The organism is Nonomuraea sp. NPDC003214, assembly GCF_053590035.1.
This window is the reverse complement of sequence record NZ_JBSFSX010000004.1, coordinates 596,894-613,335: the sequence shown is the minus strand read 5'-3', so window position 1 is coordinate 613,335 and position 16,442 is coordinate 596,894. Positions and strand designations below refer to the sequence as shown.

Annotated in this window: 15 protein-coding genes and 1 pseudogene; 11 read left to right on the top strand and 5 right to left on the bottom strand. The window is 74.7% G+C overall.

Features of this window, described 5'->3' with window-relative positions; translation table 11 throughout:
- Positions 1–28 precede the first annotated feature (28 nt).
- The gene (locus ACWDXC_RS15110; protein WP_449981780.1) at positions 29–418 is read right to left on the bottom strand and encodes a hypothetical protein; all 390 of its coding nucleotides are present in this window, start codon (positions 416–418) and stop codon (positions 29–31) included.
- Between the two features lie 117 nt (positions 419–535).
- On the opposite strand from ACWDXC_RS15110, the gene ACWDXC_RS15105 reads away from it, so the two are divergent.
- From ACWDXC_RS15105 to ACWDXC_RS15090, 4 genes are all read left to right on the top strand, one after another.
- Positions 536–889, top strand: a complete 354-nt coding sequence (locus ACWDXC_RS15105) for a hypothetical protein (protein ID WP_219510505.1) — start codon at positions 536–538, stop codon at positions 887–889.
- Between the two features lie 85 nt (positions 890–974).
- Positions 975–1,265 (top strand): hypothetical protein, encoded by a 291-nt coding sequence (locus tag ACWDXC_RS15100; RefSeq protein ID WP_219510504.1) that lies wholly within the window; start codon positions 975–977, stop codon positions 1,263–1,265.
- Positions 1,262–1,594, top strand: coding sequence for a TraR/DksA family transcriptional regulator (locus ACWDXC_RS15095; RefSeq protein WP_219510503.1), 333 nt, complete (start codon positions 1,262–1,264; stop codon positions 1,592–1,594). The genes ACWDXC_RS15100 and ACWDXC_RS15095 overlap by 4 nt, the downstream gene beginning before the upstream one ends.
- 167 nt (positions 1,595–1,761) lie before the next feature.
- A complete protein-coding gene (locus ACWDXC_RS15090; RefSeq protein WP_308126023.1) occupies positions 1,762–2,820 on the top strand; it encodes a PP2C family protein-serine/threonine phosphatase in 1,059 nt (352 codons plus the stop codon).
- Between the two features lie 31 nt (positions 2,821–2,851).
- Here ACWDXC_RS15090 and ACWDXC_RS15085 read toward each other — a convergent pair whose 3' ends face one another.
- Positions 2,852–5,743, bottom strand: coding sequence for an endo-1,4-beta-xylanase (locus tag ACWDXC_RS15085; protein WP_449981777.1), 2,892 nt, complete (start codon positions 5,741–5,743; stop codon positions 2,852–2,854).
- Positions 5,744–5,844: 101 nt separating this feature from the next.
- Positions 5,845–7,338, bottom strand: coding sequence for an IclR family transcriptional regulator domain-containing protein (locus tag ACWDXC_RS15080; protein WP_449981775.1), 1,494 nt, complete (start codon positions 7,336–7,338; stop codon positions 5,845–5,847).
- 110 nt (positions 7,339–7,448) lie between these two features.
- Between ACWDXC_RS15080 and ACWDXC_RS15075 the strand changes: the two genes are divergently transcribed.
- The 7 genes from ACWDXC_RS15075 to pcaDC are packed head-to-tail and all read left to right on the top strand — an operon-like array spanning position 7,449 to position 13,558.
- Positions 7,449–8,201 (top strand): CoA transferase subunit A, encoded by a 753-nt coding sequence (locus ACWDXC_RS15075; protein WP_449981773.1) that lies wholly within the window; start codon positions 7,449–7,451, stop codon positions 8,199–8,201.
- A complete protein-coding gene (locus ACWDXC_RS15070) occupies positions 8,198–8,827 on the top strand; it encodes a CoA transferase subunit B (RefSeq protein WP_357589866.1) in 630 nt (209 codons plus the stop codon). Before ACWDXC_RS15075 ends, ACWDXC_RS15070 begins: the two co-directional genes overlap by 4 nt.
- A complete protein-coding gene (locus tag ACWDXC_RS15065; RefSeq protein WP_449981771.1) occupies positions 8,824–9,969 on the top strand; it encodes a thiolase family protein in 1,146 nt (381 codons plus the stop codon). Before ACWDXC_RS15070 ends, ACWDXC_RS15065 begins: the two co-directional genes overlap by 4 nt.
- A 5-nt stretch (positions 9,970–9,974) precedes the next feature.
- A complete protein-coding gene (gene pcaH / locus ACWDXC_RS15060; protein ID WP_449981769.1) occupies positions 9,975–10,718 on the top strand; it encodes a protocatechuate 3,4-dioxygenase subunit beta in 744 nt (247 codons plus the stop codon).
- Positions 10,715–11,251, top strand: coding sequence for a protocatechuate 3,4-dioxygenase subunit alpha (gene pcaG / locus ACWDXC_RS15055; protein WP_449981767.1), 537 nt, complete (start codon positions 10,715–10,717; stop codon positions 11,249–11,251). The genes pcaH and pcaG overlap by 4 nt, the downstream gene beginning before the upstream one ends.
- The gene (gene pcaB, locus ACWDXC_RS15050; RefSeq protein WP_449981766.1) at positions 11,238–12,434 is read left to right on the top strand and encodes a 3-carboxy-cis,cis-muconate cycloisomerase; all 1,197 of its coding nucleotides are present in this window, start codon (positions 11,238–11,240) and stop codon (positions 12,432–12,434) included. Before pcaG ends, pcaB begins: the two co-directional genes overlap by 14 nt.
- A 2-nt stretch (positions 12,435–12,436) precedes the next feature.
- Positions 12,437–13,558 (top strand): bifunctional 3-oxoadipate enol-lactonase/4-carboxymuconolactone decarboxylase PcaDC, encoded by a 1,122-nt coding sequence (gene pcaDC, locus ACWDXC_RS15045; protein WP_449981764.1) that lies wholly within the window; start codon positions 12,437–12,439, stop codon positions 13,556–13,558.
- Positions 13,559–13,774: 216 nt separating this feature from the next.
- Here the strand turns inward: pcaDC and manA are convergent, their stop codons facing one another.
- Positions 13,775–14,851, bottom strand: coding sequence for a mannose-6-phosphate isomerase, class I (gene manA, locus ACWDXC_RS15040; RefSeq protein WP_449981762.1), 1,077 nt, complete (start codon positions 14,849–14,851; stop codon positions 13,775–13,777).
- A gap of 436 nt (positions 14,852–15,287) precedes the next feature.
- A pseudogene (locus tag ACWDXC_RS15035) lies at positions 15,288–16,392 on the bottom strand (serine hydrolase domain-containing protein).
- Between the last annotated feature and the right edge of the window lie 50 nt (positions 16,393–16,442).

Genomic DNA, 16,442 nt, shown 5'->3' with positions numbered 1-16,442 from the left:
GGCTGAAAAATTTCGGGAAAAGAGCCTTCTACAGCCCTGTGGAGGGAGGGGCCCGCGCCGGTGTGGCGGCCGTCAGGAGCACCACGGGCTCGGCGCCGCCGGCCCGGCGCACCACGTCCGCCCGCGGCCGCCCCGGCGCCTGCGCGTCGGCGGGCAGGACGACCGGGCCCTGACCGCCCGTCGCATCGTAGGAGGCCGTCCAGGAGTAGGCGGTCGGCGGCTGGTAAGGCGAACGACGGGCGCCGTGCTGACCCTCGCTCGGCCCCTCAGCCTGCCCCGGCTCGCCCGCGACGGCCGCCTGACCAGCGGAGACCGCGGCCGGGTCGGCCGCGGCGGCGATCGTGAGCTGGGCGTGGCCGGTCGCCGGCAGGAACCACGACAGCAGCAGGAGCAGCGCAGCGGGCAGTCTGGACCGCACGGCACTCTCCTCTCCTGTGATGGTGGCCCTCACACCGTAGCCTGAACCGGCACCAGGAGAGGGAAGGCGCGGGCCGGGCCGGTGCCCTTCCCAGGAAAGTGGGCTATGGTCGGCCTCATGGCGACCTGGAGCACCACCCGTGTCTCCGCCGCGTTCAAAGCGGCGGTGCACGTCGTGCTGCTCGCCATCCTGGTCGTCGCCGCCACCCCCACGTGGGCCGGCGCCACGCCCTCGCAGCACGACGTCGTCACCGGCGTCATGCCCGCGGGCGCGGAGGTGTCGGAGCTGGCCACGCCGCCGCAGCCGCCCGTCAGGGCCGAGCATCTGCCGCGCCCGTGGCCCGACCGTCACCGCGCCGAGACGCCCGAGACGCCGGCCCTGGTGTGGCCGCAGTCGGGGTCGGCCGCCATCCGAGGTCCCCAGCAGCCCGGCCATCGCGCCGCCGGGTCGCGCAGCCCGCCGCCCGCCTAGAGGTCCTCTCCCTCCCCTCGCCAGGTCCGTGAGCCGGGCGGCGCAGGGGAGCCGTCGGCATATCTCTGGCTAGGAGCGACGCCTCATGGCTTCATTGCAGACACTCATGCAGGACTACACCCAGCACCTGGCTCGCCTCGAAGAGCTCCGCGAACTGCTGGAGCAACGGCTCGCCACCGCCCGCGCCGTCGAAGGGCCGCGTGCCCGGACGGTCGCCGCCCTCGAGGCCGCGATCGAGCGGATGGATCGCGGCCTGTACGGCACCTGCCGGCGGTGCAGCGCCTTCATCCCGTTCGAGGCTCTGCTGCGGTCGCCTCAGGAGCCGTACTGCGCGACCTGCGGCGGCGACCTCCACACACTCAAGGGACACCCATGACAGACAACAGCACGCTCAGTGACGTCCAGGTCCAGGCCATCGCCCAGGACCTGCGCGCGCAGCTGATGTGGCGCACCTCCCGCCTCGACGAACTGCGGGAGCTGGTGGAGAGCACCGGCACCGACGACGGCTCCCGCCAGAGCGTGCTCGCCGACCTGGCCGCCACCGAGCGGACCATCGCCGGCATCCACGCCACGCTGGACCGGCTCGCCGACCGCTCCTACGGCCGGTGCGACGGGTGCGGCACGTCGATCCCGTTCGAGCGGCTGAAGATCCGGCCGCTCACCCGGCACTGCGTGCCGTGCCGCCAGACCCGCGAAACGCGCTGACACGCGCCGGCTGACCCTCCGCCGGCCCCCCGCGTCGCGTACGGGATTCTCCCTGTACGCGGCGCGGCGCGGCATTTCCGGGCACGCGGCACGCCCGGAAATGCTTGAATCTTGTTAACTATTGATGTTTCTATGGCCGATAACCCAACGCGGCGGGTGGGAGGGTTGTGCAGCCTGCTCCGAACGAGACCTCGCAGCGCGTGCTGCGCCGGCTGCCGTTCGCGGTGATGCTGGCCGTCGCCGTGATCGACGTGCTGGCCGGCCCGTCGCTGGGCTTCCTGCCGCTGCTCACCCTGGGGCCGACGTTCGCCTCGGTGTCGGGCAGCGTGCGCCGCACCGCGATGGTGGGCGCCGTCGCGCTCGTCATCTGCGTGCTGCTGTCGCTCTACAACGACCTGCTGTTCAAACGGCAGAACCCGATCACCGTCGCCACCATCGTCGGCGTCACCGCGGCCAGCATGCTCGCCAGCCACCTGCGGCTGCGCCGCGAGCGGGAGCTGGCCAACGTGCGCATGGTGGCCGAGGCCGCGCAGCGGGTGCTGCTGCGGCCGGTGCCGCGCCGCGCCGCCGACCTGCGGGTGGCGCTGTCCTACACCTCGGCGGCGGCCGAGGCGCGCATCGGCGGCGACCTGTACGAGGTGGTGACGACCCCGCACGGCGTGCGGCTGCTCATCGGCGACGTGCAGGGCAAAGGGCTCAGCGCGGTGGAGACGGCCGCCTGGGTGCTGGGCGCCTTCCGCGAGGCCGCCTACGACGAGGCCGAGCTGGCCGGCGTCGGCGAACGGCTGGAGGCGAGCCTGGCCCGCCACCTGAGCGGCGAGATGTTCGTCACCGCGATCCTCGCCGAGGTGCACGAGGCGGAGATCTCGCTGCTCAACTGCGGCCACCCGGCGCCGCTGCTGCTGGGCGGCGGCCGCATCACCGTGGCCGAGCCGCCGCAGGACGGGCTGCCGCTGGGCCTCGGCTCGCTGGCGGCCGACCGGCCCAAGCCGTACCGGGTGCCGTTCGGCGAGGGCGACCAGATCCTGCTGTTCACCGACGGGGTCGTGGAGGCGCGCGACCACGGCGGCGCGTTCTACCCGCTGACCGAGCGGGCCGCCGGGCTGCTGACCGCGCCCGACCCGCAGGCCGCGCTCGACGCGCTGCGCGGCGATCTGATCGAGCACACCGGCGGGCCGCTGCTCGACGACGCCGCGATGCTGCTGATCCGGCGTCACCCCGGCTGAACCGGCCCGGCGCCTTTACAAAGTAGATTCGTTACCGGGTCAGGCGCAGCACCCCCCAGTGGCTGGTGTCCACGTAGCCGCGCCCGGTGGCGTCGTTCCAGGTGGCGGCCCCGGTCCTGACGGCGCCCGTGGCGTCGTTGACCTGGACGTCGAAGCCGAGCAGCGTGCCCTTGCGCAACGTCACCGTGGGCAGCCTGATCGCCGCCTCGACGACGTAGCCGCCGGGCACGGTCCGGGCCGCGCCGGTCAGGTTGTCCTTGACGGCGAAGGCGTCGAACGTGCCACCGACCGTCTGCCTGCCGGTGAAGCTGATCCGATACTGGCCGTCGTCATCGTCGTAACCCTTGGTCTTGTTGTTGCCCGGGTCGACGAAGATCTCGACGGAGTCCTGCGCCCACGGGTCGGGCGGCTGCTCGCTCAGCTCGGCGTCGCTCACCTCGGCGAGCACGTACAGCGTGTCGCCGTGCCACAGCGAGCGCACCAGCGCCTGCGCGCCCGTCGCCCCCTCGGTCCGGGTGGCGGTGCGCACGCGCGGCGCCCGCGCCCAGGCGGCGTCCACGACGCCGTCGACCACGGGCTCGCCGCGCGCCGCCGTCGTGTGCCCGACCGGCGGGGTGAACGTCAGCCTGCCCGTCCACACGGCCTCGCCGGCCTCGACCTCGATGTCGGTGGCGCGTGAGGGCAGCAGCGCCTCGACGCGGTAGCCGTCGCGGGTGGGCCGGGCCGCCGCGCGGAAGCCGCCGCCGTGCCGCCCGTCCCGCCAGACGGTGTACGGGGTGCCGCCCAGCGTGAACGTCACCCGGTCGGAGCGGTCGCGGGAGGCGTCCTCCACCTCGGCGAGCACGTACAGGCCGCGCTCGGACGAGCGGGCCTGCCAGCCGGCCGAGACGTCGCCGACGCGGGCGACGGGCGTGTCGGGCAGCAGGTCCCAGGCGAGCTCCCGCATCCCGTCGACCCGGGGCTCGGCGGCGGGCGCCTCCAGGCTCCGGACGAGCGGGGGGAGCTTCGACGGGTCGGCGATGCCCCAGTAGGCGGGCTTGGCCTGCAGGTCGTCGTCGAAGGGCAGCGGCGCGTTCGGCCGGGTGATGGGGAACGAGCGCAGCCAGCTCACGTCGTCGGACTTGCCCCAGACCGTCACCGAGCCGAGCCGGCCGGCCTGGCGCCGGAACACGTCGAACAGCTCCTTGTAGCGGTGGCCCTGCGCGACCAGCAGCTCGGGCGGGATCGGGTCGTAGGAGGAGACGAAGTCGGTGTAGACGCTCACGTCGAGCTCGGTGACGTGCTGGTCGACGCCCAGGCCGGCGAAGCGCTCGATCGTGTCCTCGACGTGGGAGGCGGGCGGCTGCTCGATGTTGAGGTGGAGCTGGTGGCCGACGCCGTCGATCGGCACCCCTTCGGCGCGCAGCCGCTTGACCAGGTCGTAGAGGGCTTCGCGCTTGCGCGGGAACTCGGTGTTGTAGTCGTTGATGAACAGCTTGGCGTCCGGGTCGGTCTCGCGGGCGACGCGGAAGGCGGTCCTGATGAAGTCCAGCCCGGCGATCTCGGACCAGGGCGAGCGGCGCAGGCCGTCGGGCCGGTTCTCGTCGACGACCTCGTTGACGACGTCCCAGGCGGCGATCCTGCCCTTGTAGCGGCCGACCACGGTGCGCACGTGGGTCTCCAGCCGGGCCAGCAGCGTCGCCTTGTCGGCGCCCTCGAACACCCAGGCGGGCGTCTGGCTGTGCCAGGCCAGCGTGTGGCCCCGCACGGTCATGCCGCGCGCGGCGGCGAAGTCGACGAGGGCGTCGGCCTGGGCGAAGGCGAACTGTCCTTCGGCGGGCTGCAGGGCGTCCCATTTGAGGTCGTTGCCGGGGGTGAGGCCGTTGAAGTGCCTGGTGAGGAGCTTGGCGTGCTCGCCGTAGGTCTCGGCCGGGCCGAAGGCGGTGCCCAGGGTGAAGGGCACGGCGTCCTTCAGGGCGGGGATGCCGGTCTCGATCGGCTTGGGCTCGACGTAGGCCAGCGTGAAGTCGTCCAGGTGGAAGGGGTCGGCGCCGTCGGCGGACTCGACGTACACGCTGAGGAAGTCGGCGTCGTGGGCGAGCGTGTAGGTGCCCTGGAGGCGGGTCCACTTGCCCGCGTCGGCGGGCGCGACGATCCGCTCGTAGCTGACGGCGTCGCCGGCGCGCCGCTCGATCGACAGGCCGAGCTTGCCGGTGCCGCGCACCCATACGGACAGGGCGTACTTGTCGCCCTTGGCCATCCTGCCGTGCACGTCGATGGCGGGGCCGTCCCAGGAGGCGGACCTGCCGGTGACGGCCAGGCCGCGGGTCCCGGCGTGGGCGGCCTCGGCGGTGGCCGTCAGGGTGGCGCCGCCCCGGGAGGCCCAGCCCTGGGTGGTGCCGTCCTCGAAGCCGGTGCTGATCGGCGTGCGGGCCGGGTCGGTCAGCGCGGTGAGCGTGATGTCGTCGAGGTAGAAGGCGGCGCCCGCGTCGGCGCTCTCGGCGTACAGCTGCACGCCGCTGGAGGACGGGGGCAGGGTGTAGGCGCCGGACAGGAGCGTCCAGCCGTCGCCGGTGACGGTGGCCGACGCCACGGTCTCGTACGTGGTCTCGCCGCCCGAGGGCGTGCGCTGGACGGTCAGCGACACGGTGGCGGGGCCGCCGCTCACCAGCCGGGCGTAGGCGGTGACCGTGTGGAGGACGCCTTGCTCGAACGGGTCGGGCAGCGAGGCGCCGTGCCAGTTCTGGGTGCGGCCGGCGACGTGCAGGGCGGCGGTTCCGGTGTGCGCGGCGGCGCCGGTCGCGGTGACGGTGACGCCGTCGCCGCGCGGCTGCCAGCCCTGGGCGGTGCCGTCCTCGAAGCCGTACGCGGTCTCCGCGGCCAGGGCGGGCAGGGGCAGCAGGCCGATCAGCAGGCACAGGAGGGCGGCGATCACGCGGCGCATGGGGGCTCCTCGATCCCGTCCCCCGACGAAAGTTTCGGCAATTGGCCGATAGTGTCAGCCAGACTATAGAGGGACCGGTGCGGCGGTACAACCCCGCCCGTTCAGCGCCAGGACGAGGGCGCCTGCACGTGGGCCAGGTCGGCCTCCATCCTGGCGGCCGCCTCGGTGAGCGCGGGCAGCAGGTCGCGGACCAGGTCGGCGGGGGTGGCGCGGCTGGCGTGGGTGGCGACGTTGACGGCCGCGACGACCCGGCCGTCCCGCCCGCGCACCGGCACCGCGATCGACCGCACGCCCTCCTCCAGCTCCTGGTCGACGAGGGCGTAGCCGTCCTTGGCCGCCCGGCGCACCGCCTCGGCCAGCTCCCCGGGCGAGGCGACGGTGTGCCGGGTCAGCCGGCGGGGCGGCGCGATCGCGGCCAGGCGCTCCTCCGGCAGCCCGGCCAGCAGCACCCGGCCCATCGAGGTCGCGTAGGCGGGGAAGCGGGTGCCGACGGTGATGTCGACGCTCATGATGCTCACCGTGGGCACGCGCGCCACGTACAGGACGTCGTCGCCCGACAGCACCGCGACGGACGCCGACTGGCGCACGCGCGCGACCAGGTCGGCCAGGTGCGGCTGGACGATCTCGCCCAGCGTGCGGCCGGACAGGTGCGCGTAGCCCAGCTCCAGCACCTTCGGCAGCGGCGTGAAGCGGCCCTCGCGCTCGGCCACGTAGCCGAGCCGTTCGAGCGTGAGCAGCGCGCGGCGGGCGGTGGCGCGGGGCAGGCCGGTGATCTTGGCGACGGCGGCCAGGCTCAGCCCGCCGGGCCCCGTCCCGAACGCGGCCAGCACGGCCAGCCCGCGCGCCAGCGACTGCAGGTAGCCGGCGCCCAGCTCGCCCTTGACCGCGCGCGTCGGATCGGCGGCGCCCGGCGGCGGACCGGCGGGCGGCGGACTGGCCGGCCCGGCCGGCTCCGCCAGCGCCGCCTCCATCCGCGCCACCGTCGCCCGCATGCTCGGCAGCGCGTGCTCGGCCAGCCCGGCGGCGGTGTGCCTGCTGGTGTGGCTGACGACGCTGAGCGCGCACGCCACGTCGCCGCCGGGGCCGCCGGGGCCGCGCACGGGCATCGCGACCGCGATCAGCCCCGGCTCGATGAGCTGGTCGTCCACCGTGTACGGCGCGCGGGGGTCGAGGAAGACCAGCCCGGCGGCGCAGCGCCCGGCGGGCAGCAGGTCGCCCACCCGGAAGGCGACCGACATCGTGCGCCGCCGGGTGTGCTGCCCGACGAAGCGCACCCCGTCGCCGTCGCGCACCGACAGCGACACCGACTCCTCCAGCTCGCCGGCCAGCCGCTCGGCGTGCGGGCCGAGCGCGGCGGGCAGGCCGCTCGCCGTCAGGTACGCCTCCCCCAGCTCCATCAGCGGCGGCGCGAGCAGCACGTCGCGCTCCTCCATCCGCACGTAGCCGAGGCGGGCCAGCGTGGACAGCACCCGGTCGACCGTGGAGCGGGCCAGGCCGGTGACGCGCACCAGGTCGGTGGCGCGGGTCCGCCTCGGCTCGGCGGCCAGCACGCGCAGCACGGCGAGCCCGCGTTCCAGGGTTCCAGCCGGTTCCATCCACCACTCCTCGATCGTTGGAGGCACTTTGACAGGAACGCCCCCGGGTGCGCATACTCGTCCACGATAGTGAACTTAAGTTCATCTAGCGAACACCCGAACGGAGTCCCGTGCGGAGAGACAAGGTGATCGCCACGGCCGAGGAGGCGCTGGCCGACGTGCGCGACGGCGCGTCGTTCGCCGTCGGCGGCTTCGGCCTCAGCGGCATCCCCAGCGTGCTGATCCAGGCCCTCTACGACCGCGGCGTGAGCGGCGTCAGCGTCGTGTCCAACAACTGCGGCGTCGACGGCGGCGGGCTCGGCCTGCTGCTCGCGGCCCGCCGCATCGCCCGCGTCACCGCCTCCTACATCGGCGACAACAAGGAGTTCGCCCGCCAGTACCTGGGCGGCGAGCTGGAGGTCGAGCTGACCCCGCAGGGCAGCCTCGCCGAGCGGCTGCGCGCGGGCGGCGCCGGCATCCCCGCCTTCTACACGCCCGCCGGCGTCGGCACCCCCGTCGCCGACGGCGGCCTGCCGCTGCGCCACGCCCCCGACGGGTCGGTGGCCGTCGCCTCGCCGCCCAAGGAGGTCCGCGAGTTCGACGGCGTCCCGTACGTGCTCGAACGCGCGATCACCACCGACTACGCGCTGGTGCGCGCGGCCAAGGGCGACCGGCACGGCAACCTGGTGTTCGCCAAGTCCGCGCGCAACTTCAACCCGCTGGCCGCGATGGCCGGCCGCGTCACGATCGCCGAGGTCGAGGAGCTCACCGAGCTCGACCCCGACGAGGTGCACCTGCCGGGCGTCTTCGTCCAGCGGGTCGTGCCCCTCACCCCCGAACAGGCCGCCGACAAGGGCATCGAGAAGCGGACGGTCACCTCATGAGCTGGAGCCGGGACGAGATGGTCGCCCGCGCGGCGGCCGAGCTGCGCGACGGCGACTACGTCAACCTCGGCATCGGGCTGCCCACCCGCATCCCGTCCTTCCTGCCGCCGGACGTCGACGTGGTCCTGCACTCGGAGAACGGCGTCCTCGGCGTCGGCCCCTACCCCGCGCCCGACGCCGTCGACCCCGACCTGATCAACGCGGGCAAGGAGACGGTCACCGTGCGGCCCGGCGCGTCGTTCTTCGACTCCTCGCTGTCGTTCGGCATGATCCGCGGCGGCCACATCGACGTGGCCGTCCTCGGCGCCATGCAGGTGTCGGCCCGCGGCGACCTGGCCAACTGGATGGTGCCCGGCAGGCTCGTCAAGGGCATGGGCGGGGCGATGGACCTGGTGCACGGCGCCCGCAGGGTCGTCGTCATCATGGACCACACGGCCAAGGACGGCTCGCCGAAGATCGTCACCGAGTGCTCGCTGCCGCTGACCGGCAGCCGCTGCGTGCACCGGATCATCACCGACCTGGGCGTCCTCGACGTCACCGGCGACGGGCTGGCCCTGGTGGAGACCGCGCCGGGCGTGAGCGTGGCCGAACTGCTGGACCGTACGGACGCGGAGGTGAGCGTATGAGGACCGTCTACGTGGTGGACGCCGTCCGCACGCCGTTCGGGCGCTACGGCGGCGCGCTGTCCGGGATCCGCCCCGACGACCTGGCGGCGCACGCCGTCAGGGCGCTGGCCGAGCGGACCGGGCAGGAGAGCGCCGACGAGGTGGTGCTCGGCAACGCCAACGGCGCCGGCGAGGAGAACCGCAACGTCGCCCGGATGGCCGCGCTGCTGGCCGGGCTCCCGGTGACCACGCCCGGCGTGACCGTCAACCGGCTGTGCGGCTCCGGCATGGAGGCCGTCATCCAGGCGTACCGGATGATCGCCCTCGGCGACGCCTCCGCCGTGATCGCGGGCGGCGTCGAGTCGATGACCCGCGCCCCCTGGGTGCTGCCCAAGCCCGAGCGGGCCTTCCCCGCCGGGCCGCAGGAGCTCGTGTCGACCACGCTCGGCTGGCGGCTGGTCAACCCCGCGATGCCCGCCGAGCACACCGTCCCGCTCGGCGAGGGCGCCGAGCTCATCGCCGATCAGCAGGGCATCGGCCGGGCCGAACAGGACGCGTTCGCGCTGGCCAGCCACCGCAAGGCCGCCGCGGCGTCGTTCGAACGGGAGATCGTGCCGATCGCCGGGCTCGACCGCGACGAGGGCATCCGCGACGACACCTCGCCCGAGGCCCTGGCCCGGCTCAAGCCCGCCTTCCGCGCGGGCGGCACCGTCACCGCCGGCAACTCCTCGCCGCTCAGCGACGGCGCGGCGGCCCTGCTGCTCACCGACGAGAACGGGCTGCGCGGCCGCGAACCGCTCGCCCGCATCACCGCCACCGCCGCCAGCGCGCTCGAACCCCGCCTGTTCGGCCTCGGCCCCGTCGAGGCGAGCCGCCGGGCCCTGGCCAAGGCCGGCAAGGACGCCGGCGACCTGGCCACCGCCGAGCTGAACGAGGCGTTCGCCGCCCAGGCGCTCGGCTGCCTCGCGCTCATGCCGGACCTCGACCCGGCGATCGTCAACCCCTCCGGCGGCGCGATCGCCCTCGGCCACCCCCTCGGCGCCTCCGGCGCCCGCGTCACCGGCGCCGTCGCCCACCGGTTGGCCGCCGCCGGATCGGGCACCGGCCTGGCCACCCTCTGCATCGGCGTCGGCCAGGGCCTGGCCGTCGTCCTCGAAAGGTGAGCGACATGACCCAGCCCCTCACGCAGGCCGACATCGACCGCGAGCTGCGCGAGGCCCCCGCCGGGCCCCCCAGCGGCCACCCCGACCGCGACTTCGCCCCCTACCGCAGCAGCGTGCTGCGCCACCCCAAGCAGCCGCTGATCTCCGTCAAGGACCCCGACGCGGCCGAGCTGAGCGGCCCGGTGTTCGGCGCCACCGACGTCACCGCCCTCGACGCCGACCTCACCAGGCAGCACCTCGGCGAGCCGCTCGGCGAGCGCATCACCGTCCAGGGCCGGGTACTCGACCGCGACGGCAGGCCCGTGCGCGGCCAGCTCGTCGAGGTGTGGCAGGCCAACGCCTCCGGCCGCTACCGGCACCAGCGCGACGACCACCCCGCGCCGCTCGACCCGAACTTCACCGGCGTCGGCCGCTGCCTCACCGACGACGAGGGCCGCTACGCGTTCACCACGATCAAGCCCGGCGCGTACCCGTGGCGCAACCACGTCAACGCCTGGCGTCCGGCGCACATCCACTTCTCGCTGTTCGGCGCGGCGTTCACGCAGCGGCTCGTCACGCAGATGTACTTCCCCGGCGACCCGCTCTTCCCGTACGACCCGATCCTCAACTCGGTGACCGACGAGCGCGCCCGGCAGCGGCTCGTCGCCGCCTACGCGCACGAGCTGTCCCAGCCGGAGTGGTCGCTCGGCTACCGGTGGGACATCGTGCTCGACGGGCCCGCCGCGACCTGGATGGAGGAAGGCCGATGAACCCCACCCCCTCGCAGACCGTCGGCCCGTTCTACGGCTACGCGCTGCCCTTCCCCGGCGGCGGCGACCTCGCCGCACCCTCCGACCCGGCCGGGATCACCGTCCACGGGTACGTCCACGACGGCGCCGGGGACCCGGTGCCCGACGCGCTGCTGGAGTTCTGGCAGGCCGACGCCTCCGGCGAGCTGCGCGGCGCGCCCGGCACGCTGCGGCGCGACCCCGTCGACGGGAGCGTCATCGGCAGGCACGGCGTCGACTTCACCGGCTTCGGCCGCGTCGCCACCGACGCCGACGGCCGCTGGACGCTGCGCACGGTCATGCCCGGCAACGGGTACATCAGCGTGTGCGTGTTCGCCCGCGGGCTGCTGCACCACCTGTTCACCAGGATCTATTTCGGGCAGGACCCGTTCCTGGACACGGTGCCCCCGCAGCGGCGCCACACGCTGATGGCGGTCCGGGAGCGGGAGGGCGTCCACCGGTTCGACATCCACCTGCAGGGCGAGAAGGAGACGGTCTTCTTTGACTTCGGCTGACGGCTCCCTGTGGCACGGGGACGGTCCGGGCGCGGATCTCGGGCTGCTGGCGCCGATGCGGGCGGCGGTGGCGGCGACCGGTGACGCGGCGCTGCTGGGAGCCATGCTCGACGCCGAGGCGGCGCTCACCCGGGCGCAGGCCGCGCTCGGGCTGGTCCCGGCCCCGGCCGCCGACGCCGTCACCGCCGCCGCCCGCGCCGCCGCCTTCGACCTGCCCTCGCTCGTCGTACGCGCCCGCTCCGGCGGCAACCCCGTCATCCCGCTCGTCGAGGACCTGCGCCGGGCCGCCCACCCGTACGGCGAACACGTCCACCGGGGCGCCACCAGCCAGGACATCCTCGACACCGCCCTCATGCTGACGGCCTCCCGCGCGCTCGGCCCCGTCCTGGCCGACCTCGGCCGGGTGATCGCCGGGCTGGGCGCGCTCGCGGCGGCCCACCGCGACACGGTCATGGCCGCGCGCACCCTCACCCAGCAGGCGGTGCCCACCACGTTCGGACTCAAGGCGGCCGGCTGGCGCAAGCTCGCCGCCGACGCCCGCCACCGCCTGCGCGCCGCCCGCGAAGCCCTTCCGGCCCAGCTCGGCGGCGCCGCCGGCACCCTGGCCGCCTTCCACCCGCCCGCCCAGGACACCGGCCGGCCGGACGCCGGGTTGCTGCTGGTGGCGCGGTTCGCCCGGGAGGTGGGGCTGGCCGAGCCGCCGCTCCCCTGGCACGTGCTGCGGACCCCGGTCGCCGACCTGGCCGGGGCGCTGGCGTTCACGGCGGGCGCGCTCGGCAAGGTCGCCGCGGACGTGCTGGTGCTGTCACGCACCGAGATCGGCGAGCTGTCGGAAGGCGTCGGCGGCGGCTCGTCGTCCATGCCGCACAAGCACAACCCGGTACGCGCCACCATGATCGCCGCAGCCGCGCGTCAGGCGCCCGCGCTGGCGTCGATCCTGTACGGCTCCCTCGCCGCCGAGGACGAACGCCCCGCCGGGGCCTGGCACGCCGAATGGCAGCCGCTGCGCGAGACGATCCGCCTGGTGGCCGGAGCCGCCCGCGACGCCGCCGAGCTGGTCGCCGACCTGCGCGTGCACCCCGAGCGCATGCGCGCCAACCTGCGCGTGCCCGACGTACACCCCCTGGACCGCGCGCCCGGGTCGGCGGGCGCGCTGGTCGACCGGGCGCTGGAAGAGGAGTGATCTTGCTGCAGTACACGCTCGACGGCCCCGAGGGCGGCGAGCCGCTGGTGCTCGGCCCTTCGCTGGGCACCTCGGCGAAGGTGTGGCAGCCGCAGGTGGCCGCGCTGGCGCGCACGTTCCGCGTGCTCAGGTACGAGCTGCCCGGCCACGGCGGCTCACCCCGCCAGGACGCCCGCACGATGGACGACCTGGCCGCGCTCGTCGTCCGCACGGCCGCCGGCCAGGGGTGGGAGAGCTTCCACTACGCGGGCGTGTCCATCGGCGGGGCGATCGGCGCCACCTTGGCGATCGGCCATCCCGGCAGGGTGCGGTCGCTGGCCCTGGTGTGCTCGTCGGCCCGCTTCGGCGAGCCGCAGGGGTGGCGCGACCGGGCGGCCCTGGTCCGGGAGAAGGGCACCGGGCCGCTGCTGGAGGCCACCGCCCGGCGCTGGTTCGCCGGGCCGCCCGACCAGGGGCTGCTGGACGACCTGGCCGGGGCCGACCCGGAGGCGTACGCGGCCTGCTGCGACGCGCTGGCCGGCTACGACGTGCGCGGCGAGCTCGGGCGGATCGCCGTCCCCACGCTGGTGCTGGCCGGGCGGCAGGACCCGGCGACGCCGCCGGAGCACGCCCGGCTGCTCGCCGACGGCATCGCGGACGCGACGCTCGTGGAGGTTCCCGGCGCGGCCCACCTGGCCACCGCCGACCGGCCCGAGGCCGTCACCGCCGCGCTGCTCGCCCACCTGCCCGCCGTGCGCACCGGGTCCGCCGGGCTCACCGGCTCAACTGGGCCCGGCATGCGGGTGCGGCGTGAAGTGCTCGGCGACGCGCACGTCGACCGGGCGATCGCCCGCACCACCGGCTTCACCCGGGACTTCCAGGACCTGATCACCCGCTACGCGTGGGGCGAGATCTGGACGCGCCCCGGCCTCGACCGCCGCACCCGCAGCTGCATCACCCTCACCGCGCTCGTCGCCCACGGCCACCTGGAGGAGCTGGCCATGCACGTGCGGGCGGCGCTGCGCAACGGGCTGACGCCGGACGAGATCGGCGAGGTGCTGCTGCAGACGGCCATCTACTGCGGCGTCCCGGCGGCCAACGCCGCCTTCGCCGTAGCCCAGCGCGTCCTCACCGAACCCACCTGACCACCCGGCCCCTTGGGGCGGGCTCGCTCCCCTTCCTGCACGACGTCGTCACGCGGCCCGGCCATAGACAGGGTTCCGGTCGAAGCTTCGCCGGTGACGAGCCCTTGCTGACCGCGTCCGCTCGCCTCCGCACGTGGGCGCGCGGGGCGGGACCAGCTCGTTCTCGTCCCGCCCCGCGGCGCTGTCCGGCTGGAGCTGCTGGAGCTGCTGGAGCGGTCAGAGGGCGGGCTCGGCGCAGAAGGCGAGACCGTTGGCGTGCGCCACCACGTCGCCGTCGGCGGCCGGGAGGAACACCGACTCGCCCGCGACCAGCCGCCGCCCGCCGACCGTCACGGACCCGTCCGTGCACAGCACGATGCGCGGCGAGCCGCCCGCGAGCCGCCACTCGCCGCCGGTGAGCTGCCGCAGCCGGAACTCCTCCGCCGACGTGGCGTAGACGCCGTCAGCGCCCGCCTCCAGAGGGTGCGGCACCCGCGCCGGATCGGTGATGTGCAGCAGCTCCGGCACGTTGAGCGGCTTGGACGTCAGCCCGGCGCGCATGACGTTGTCGGAGCTGCCCATGATCTCCACCCCGAAGCCCCTGAGGTAGCAGTGCAGCACGCCCGCCTCCAGGAAGAGCGCCTGCCCGGGCTCCAGCTCGTGCCGCTGGAGCAGCAGCGGCGCCAGACAGGCAGGGTCGCCCGGGTACTGCCGGGCCAGCCGCGCCACCAGCGCGTAGTCCGGCTGATGCACCGCCGAGGCGGACCACCCGGCCTGCTCGGCCACGTCACCCGCGGCCAGCAGCGCGGCCAGCGCCTCCAGCGGCGACCCTGCTGACAGCAGCGCCACCACGTCCTTCAGCCCGCGCACGCCCAGCCGGTCGATGAGCATGGCCGACTGCTCGCTGTCGCGGAACCCGGCCAGCGCGGTGAACGGCGTCAGCGCCCGGATCAGCTCCGGCTTGGGCCACGGGTCGCCGTAGACGCCGCGGCCGTGCCCGTCGGCCGCCTGCGCCGCCGACGGGTGCACCTGCAGCGACAGCGGCGCCTCGACGGCGATGAGCTTCATCAGGTACGGCAGCCGCTCCCCGAACCGGCCGAGCGCCGCCTCGCCGAGCATCCCGGCGGGGTCGGCGGCGACCGCGTCGGCCAGGCTGCGCCCCTCCTCGGCCAGCACCGACGAGCCCGACGGGTGGGCGCCGAGCCACATCTCCGCCTCGGGACCGGGAGAAGGCACGGGCCTGCCGGTGAGCCCGGCCAGGTCCGTACGGGATCCCCAGGGATAGTCCTTGACGGGGTTGGTCAGCAAATACACGCGAACTCCTCGGGCGGTGCCGGCTCGTGCTTCACGCGCGCGCACCCGTCTCGCCCGGGTGCGCGCGAGGTCAACAGGGACCGTACCGCGCCCCACCCCACCCCGCCCACCGCGGGGGCGCCCACGTGCACGTTTCCGCCCCGTACGCGTTCCGCCCGGCGCAGGTTCCGCCCCGTACGCGTTCCGCCTCGCGCGCGTTCCGCCCCGCACGCCGTCGGTCACGCACCACGGGGTCACTCGCGGCCCCAAGTCATACCGCCCGGGGTCGCGTACCCCCGGCGACGCGCGCACGCTCCGCTGGGTCGCCCATCACGGGGTCACACGCCCACGGGCCACACCGCCCGGGGTCGCGCCCCCGGGCGACGTACACGCGCGTACGACGCCCGGCCGCCGGGTGGCTCAGCGCGCGGGCCGCACACGCCGCCCCGTCGCAGGGTCAGGAGGTCGTCTTGGTGACGATCTCGCTGATGCGCTCGTAGGCGGCGAAGTCGGCGGTCAGGCGGTTCTTGGTCAGGGCGATGACGGTGCCGGTGGCGGTGTCGGCGTAGGCGGCGCTGCCGCCCGCTCCGGCCATGCCGAACCAGGTCGGCGTCTGCTCGGCGGTGGACGCCGGGTGGCCGATGGCGTAGCCGAGCCCCCAGGCCGACGGGTTGCCGAACACCGCGTCGGGGCCACTGGCCGTCACCGTGGTGACCTCGCGCAGCCGTTCGGGGCTGATCAGCCGGACGCCGTCGACCTCGCCGAGCAGCGCCGCGTAGAGGCGGGCGATCGCTCGGGCGGTCGTCTTGCCTCCGGCCGGGATGTCGGCGGTGAGGTAGTCCTCCCGGCTGCCGAGCGCGGCGGTCGGGAACAGCGACATCGGCCCCGCCTTGAACATCGGCAGATCGTCAGGCATGTCACCGAAGGCCGACATGTCCATGGGCGCGCCCTCCAGCACGGCCAGCCTGCCGTGCTCGGCGCGCGGCATGCCGAAGTAGAGCTCGTCGCCCACGCCGAGCGGCCCCGCGACCTCCTCCAGCAGCACCTGGGAGATCGGCTTGCCGGTGGCCCGGCGGACGATCTCGCCCACGAGGTAGCCGAACGTGTAGGCGTGGTAGCCGACCTGGGTGCCGGGCTCCCACCACAACTCGGCGTCCTCCAGCGCAGCGACCATCTTGTCCCAGTCGCACATGTCCTCGGGCGTGCTGTCGAGCGGCACGCCGGGCAGCCCCGCCGAGTGGGTCAGCACGTGGCGCACGGTCGCCCTCCTTGCCGTGGGCGCCGAACTCGGGCCACAGCTCCACGACGGGCGTGTCGTACGTGAACAGGCCCCGCTCGGCGAGCACGTGGGCCACGGCGGCGGTGGCGCCCTTGCCGATGGAGAAGTTGTAGAACGGCGTAGCGGACGTGACCGCCCTGCCGGTGGCCGGGTCGGCCAGCCCGGCGACGGCGTCGGCGACCAGCTCGCCGTCGCGGTAGACGGCGACCTGGACACCCTGCTCGGCGCCCGACTCGACGAGGTCGTCGACGGCCACCTGGACCTGCTTCTGCAGCTCACTCATAATCGGCTTCCTCCCTTTGCCAGGACCACGGACGTTACCGGAGCCCCCCG

Excerpts from the sequence above, each read along its gene's own strand:
- pcaG (WP_449981767.1), top strand. The coding sequence starts at position 10,715 with ATGAACCCCACCCCCTCGCAGACCGTCGGCCCGTTCTACGGCTACGCG.
- ACWDXC_RS15070 (WP_357589866.1), top strand. The coding sequence starts at position 8,198 with ATGAGCTGGAGCCGGGACGAGATGGTCGCCCGCGCGGCGGCCGAGCTG.
- ACWDXC_RS15080 (WP_449981775.1), bottom strand. The coding sequence starts at position 7,338 with ATGGAACCGGCTGGAACCCTGGAACGCGGGCTCGCCGTGCTGCGCGTG.
- ACWDXC_RS15065 (WP_449981771.1), top strand. The coding sequence starts at position 8,824 with ATGAGGACCGTCTACGTGGTGGACGCCGTCCGCACGCCGTTCGGGCGC.
- ACWDXC_RS15105 (WP_219510505.1), top strand. The coding sequence starts at position 536 with ATGGCGACCTGGAGCACCACCCGTGTCTCCGCCGCGTTCAAAGCGGCG.
- ACWDXC_RS15095 (WP_219510503.1), top strand. The coding sequence starts at position 1,262 with ATGACAGACAACAGCACGCTCAGTGACGTCCAGGTCCAGGCCATCGCC.
- pcaH (WP_449981769.1), top strand. The coding sequence starts at position 9,975 with ATGACCCAGCCCCTCACGCAGGCCGACATCGACCGCGAGCTGCGCGAG.
- ACWDXC_RS15100 (WP_219510504.1), top strand. The coding sequence starts at position 975 with ATGGCTTCATTGCAGACACTCATGCAGGACTACACCCAGCACCTGGCT.
- ACWDXC_RS15085 (WP_449981777.1), bottom strand. The coding sequence starts at position 5,743 with ATGCGCCGCGTGATCGCCGCCCTCCTGTGCCTGCTGATCGGCCTGCTG.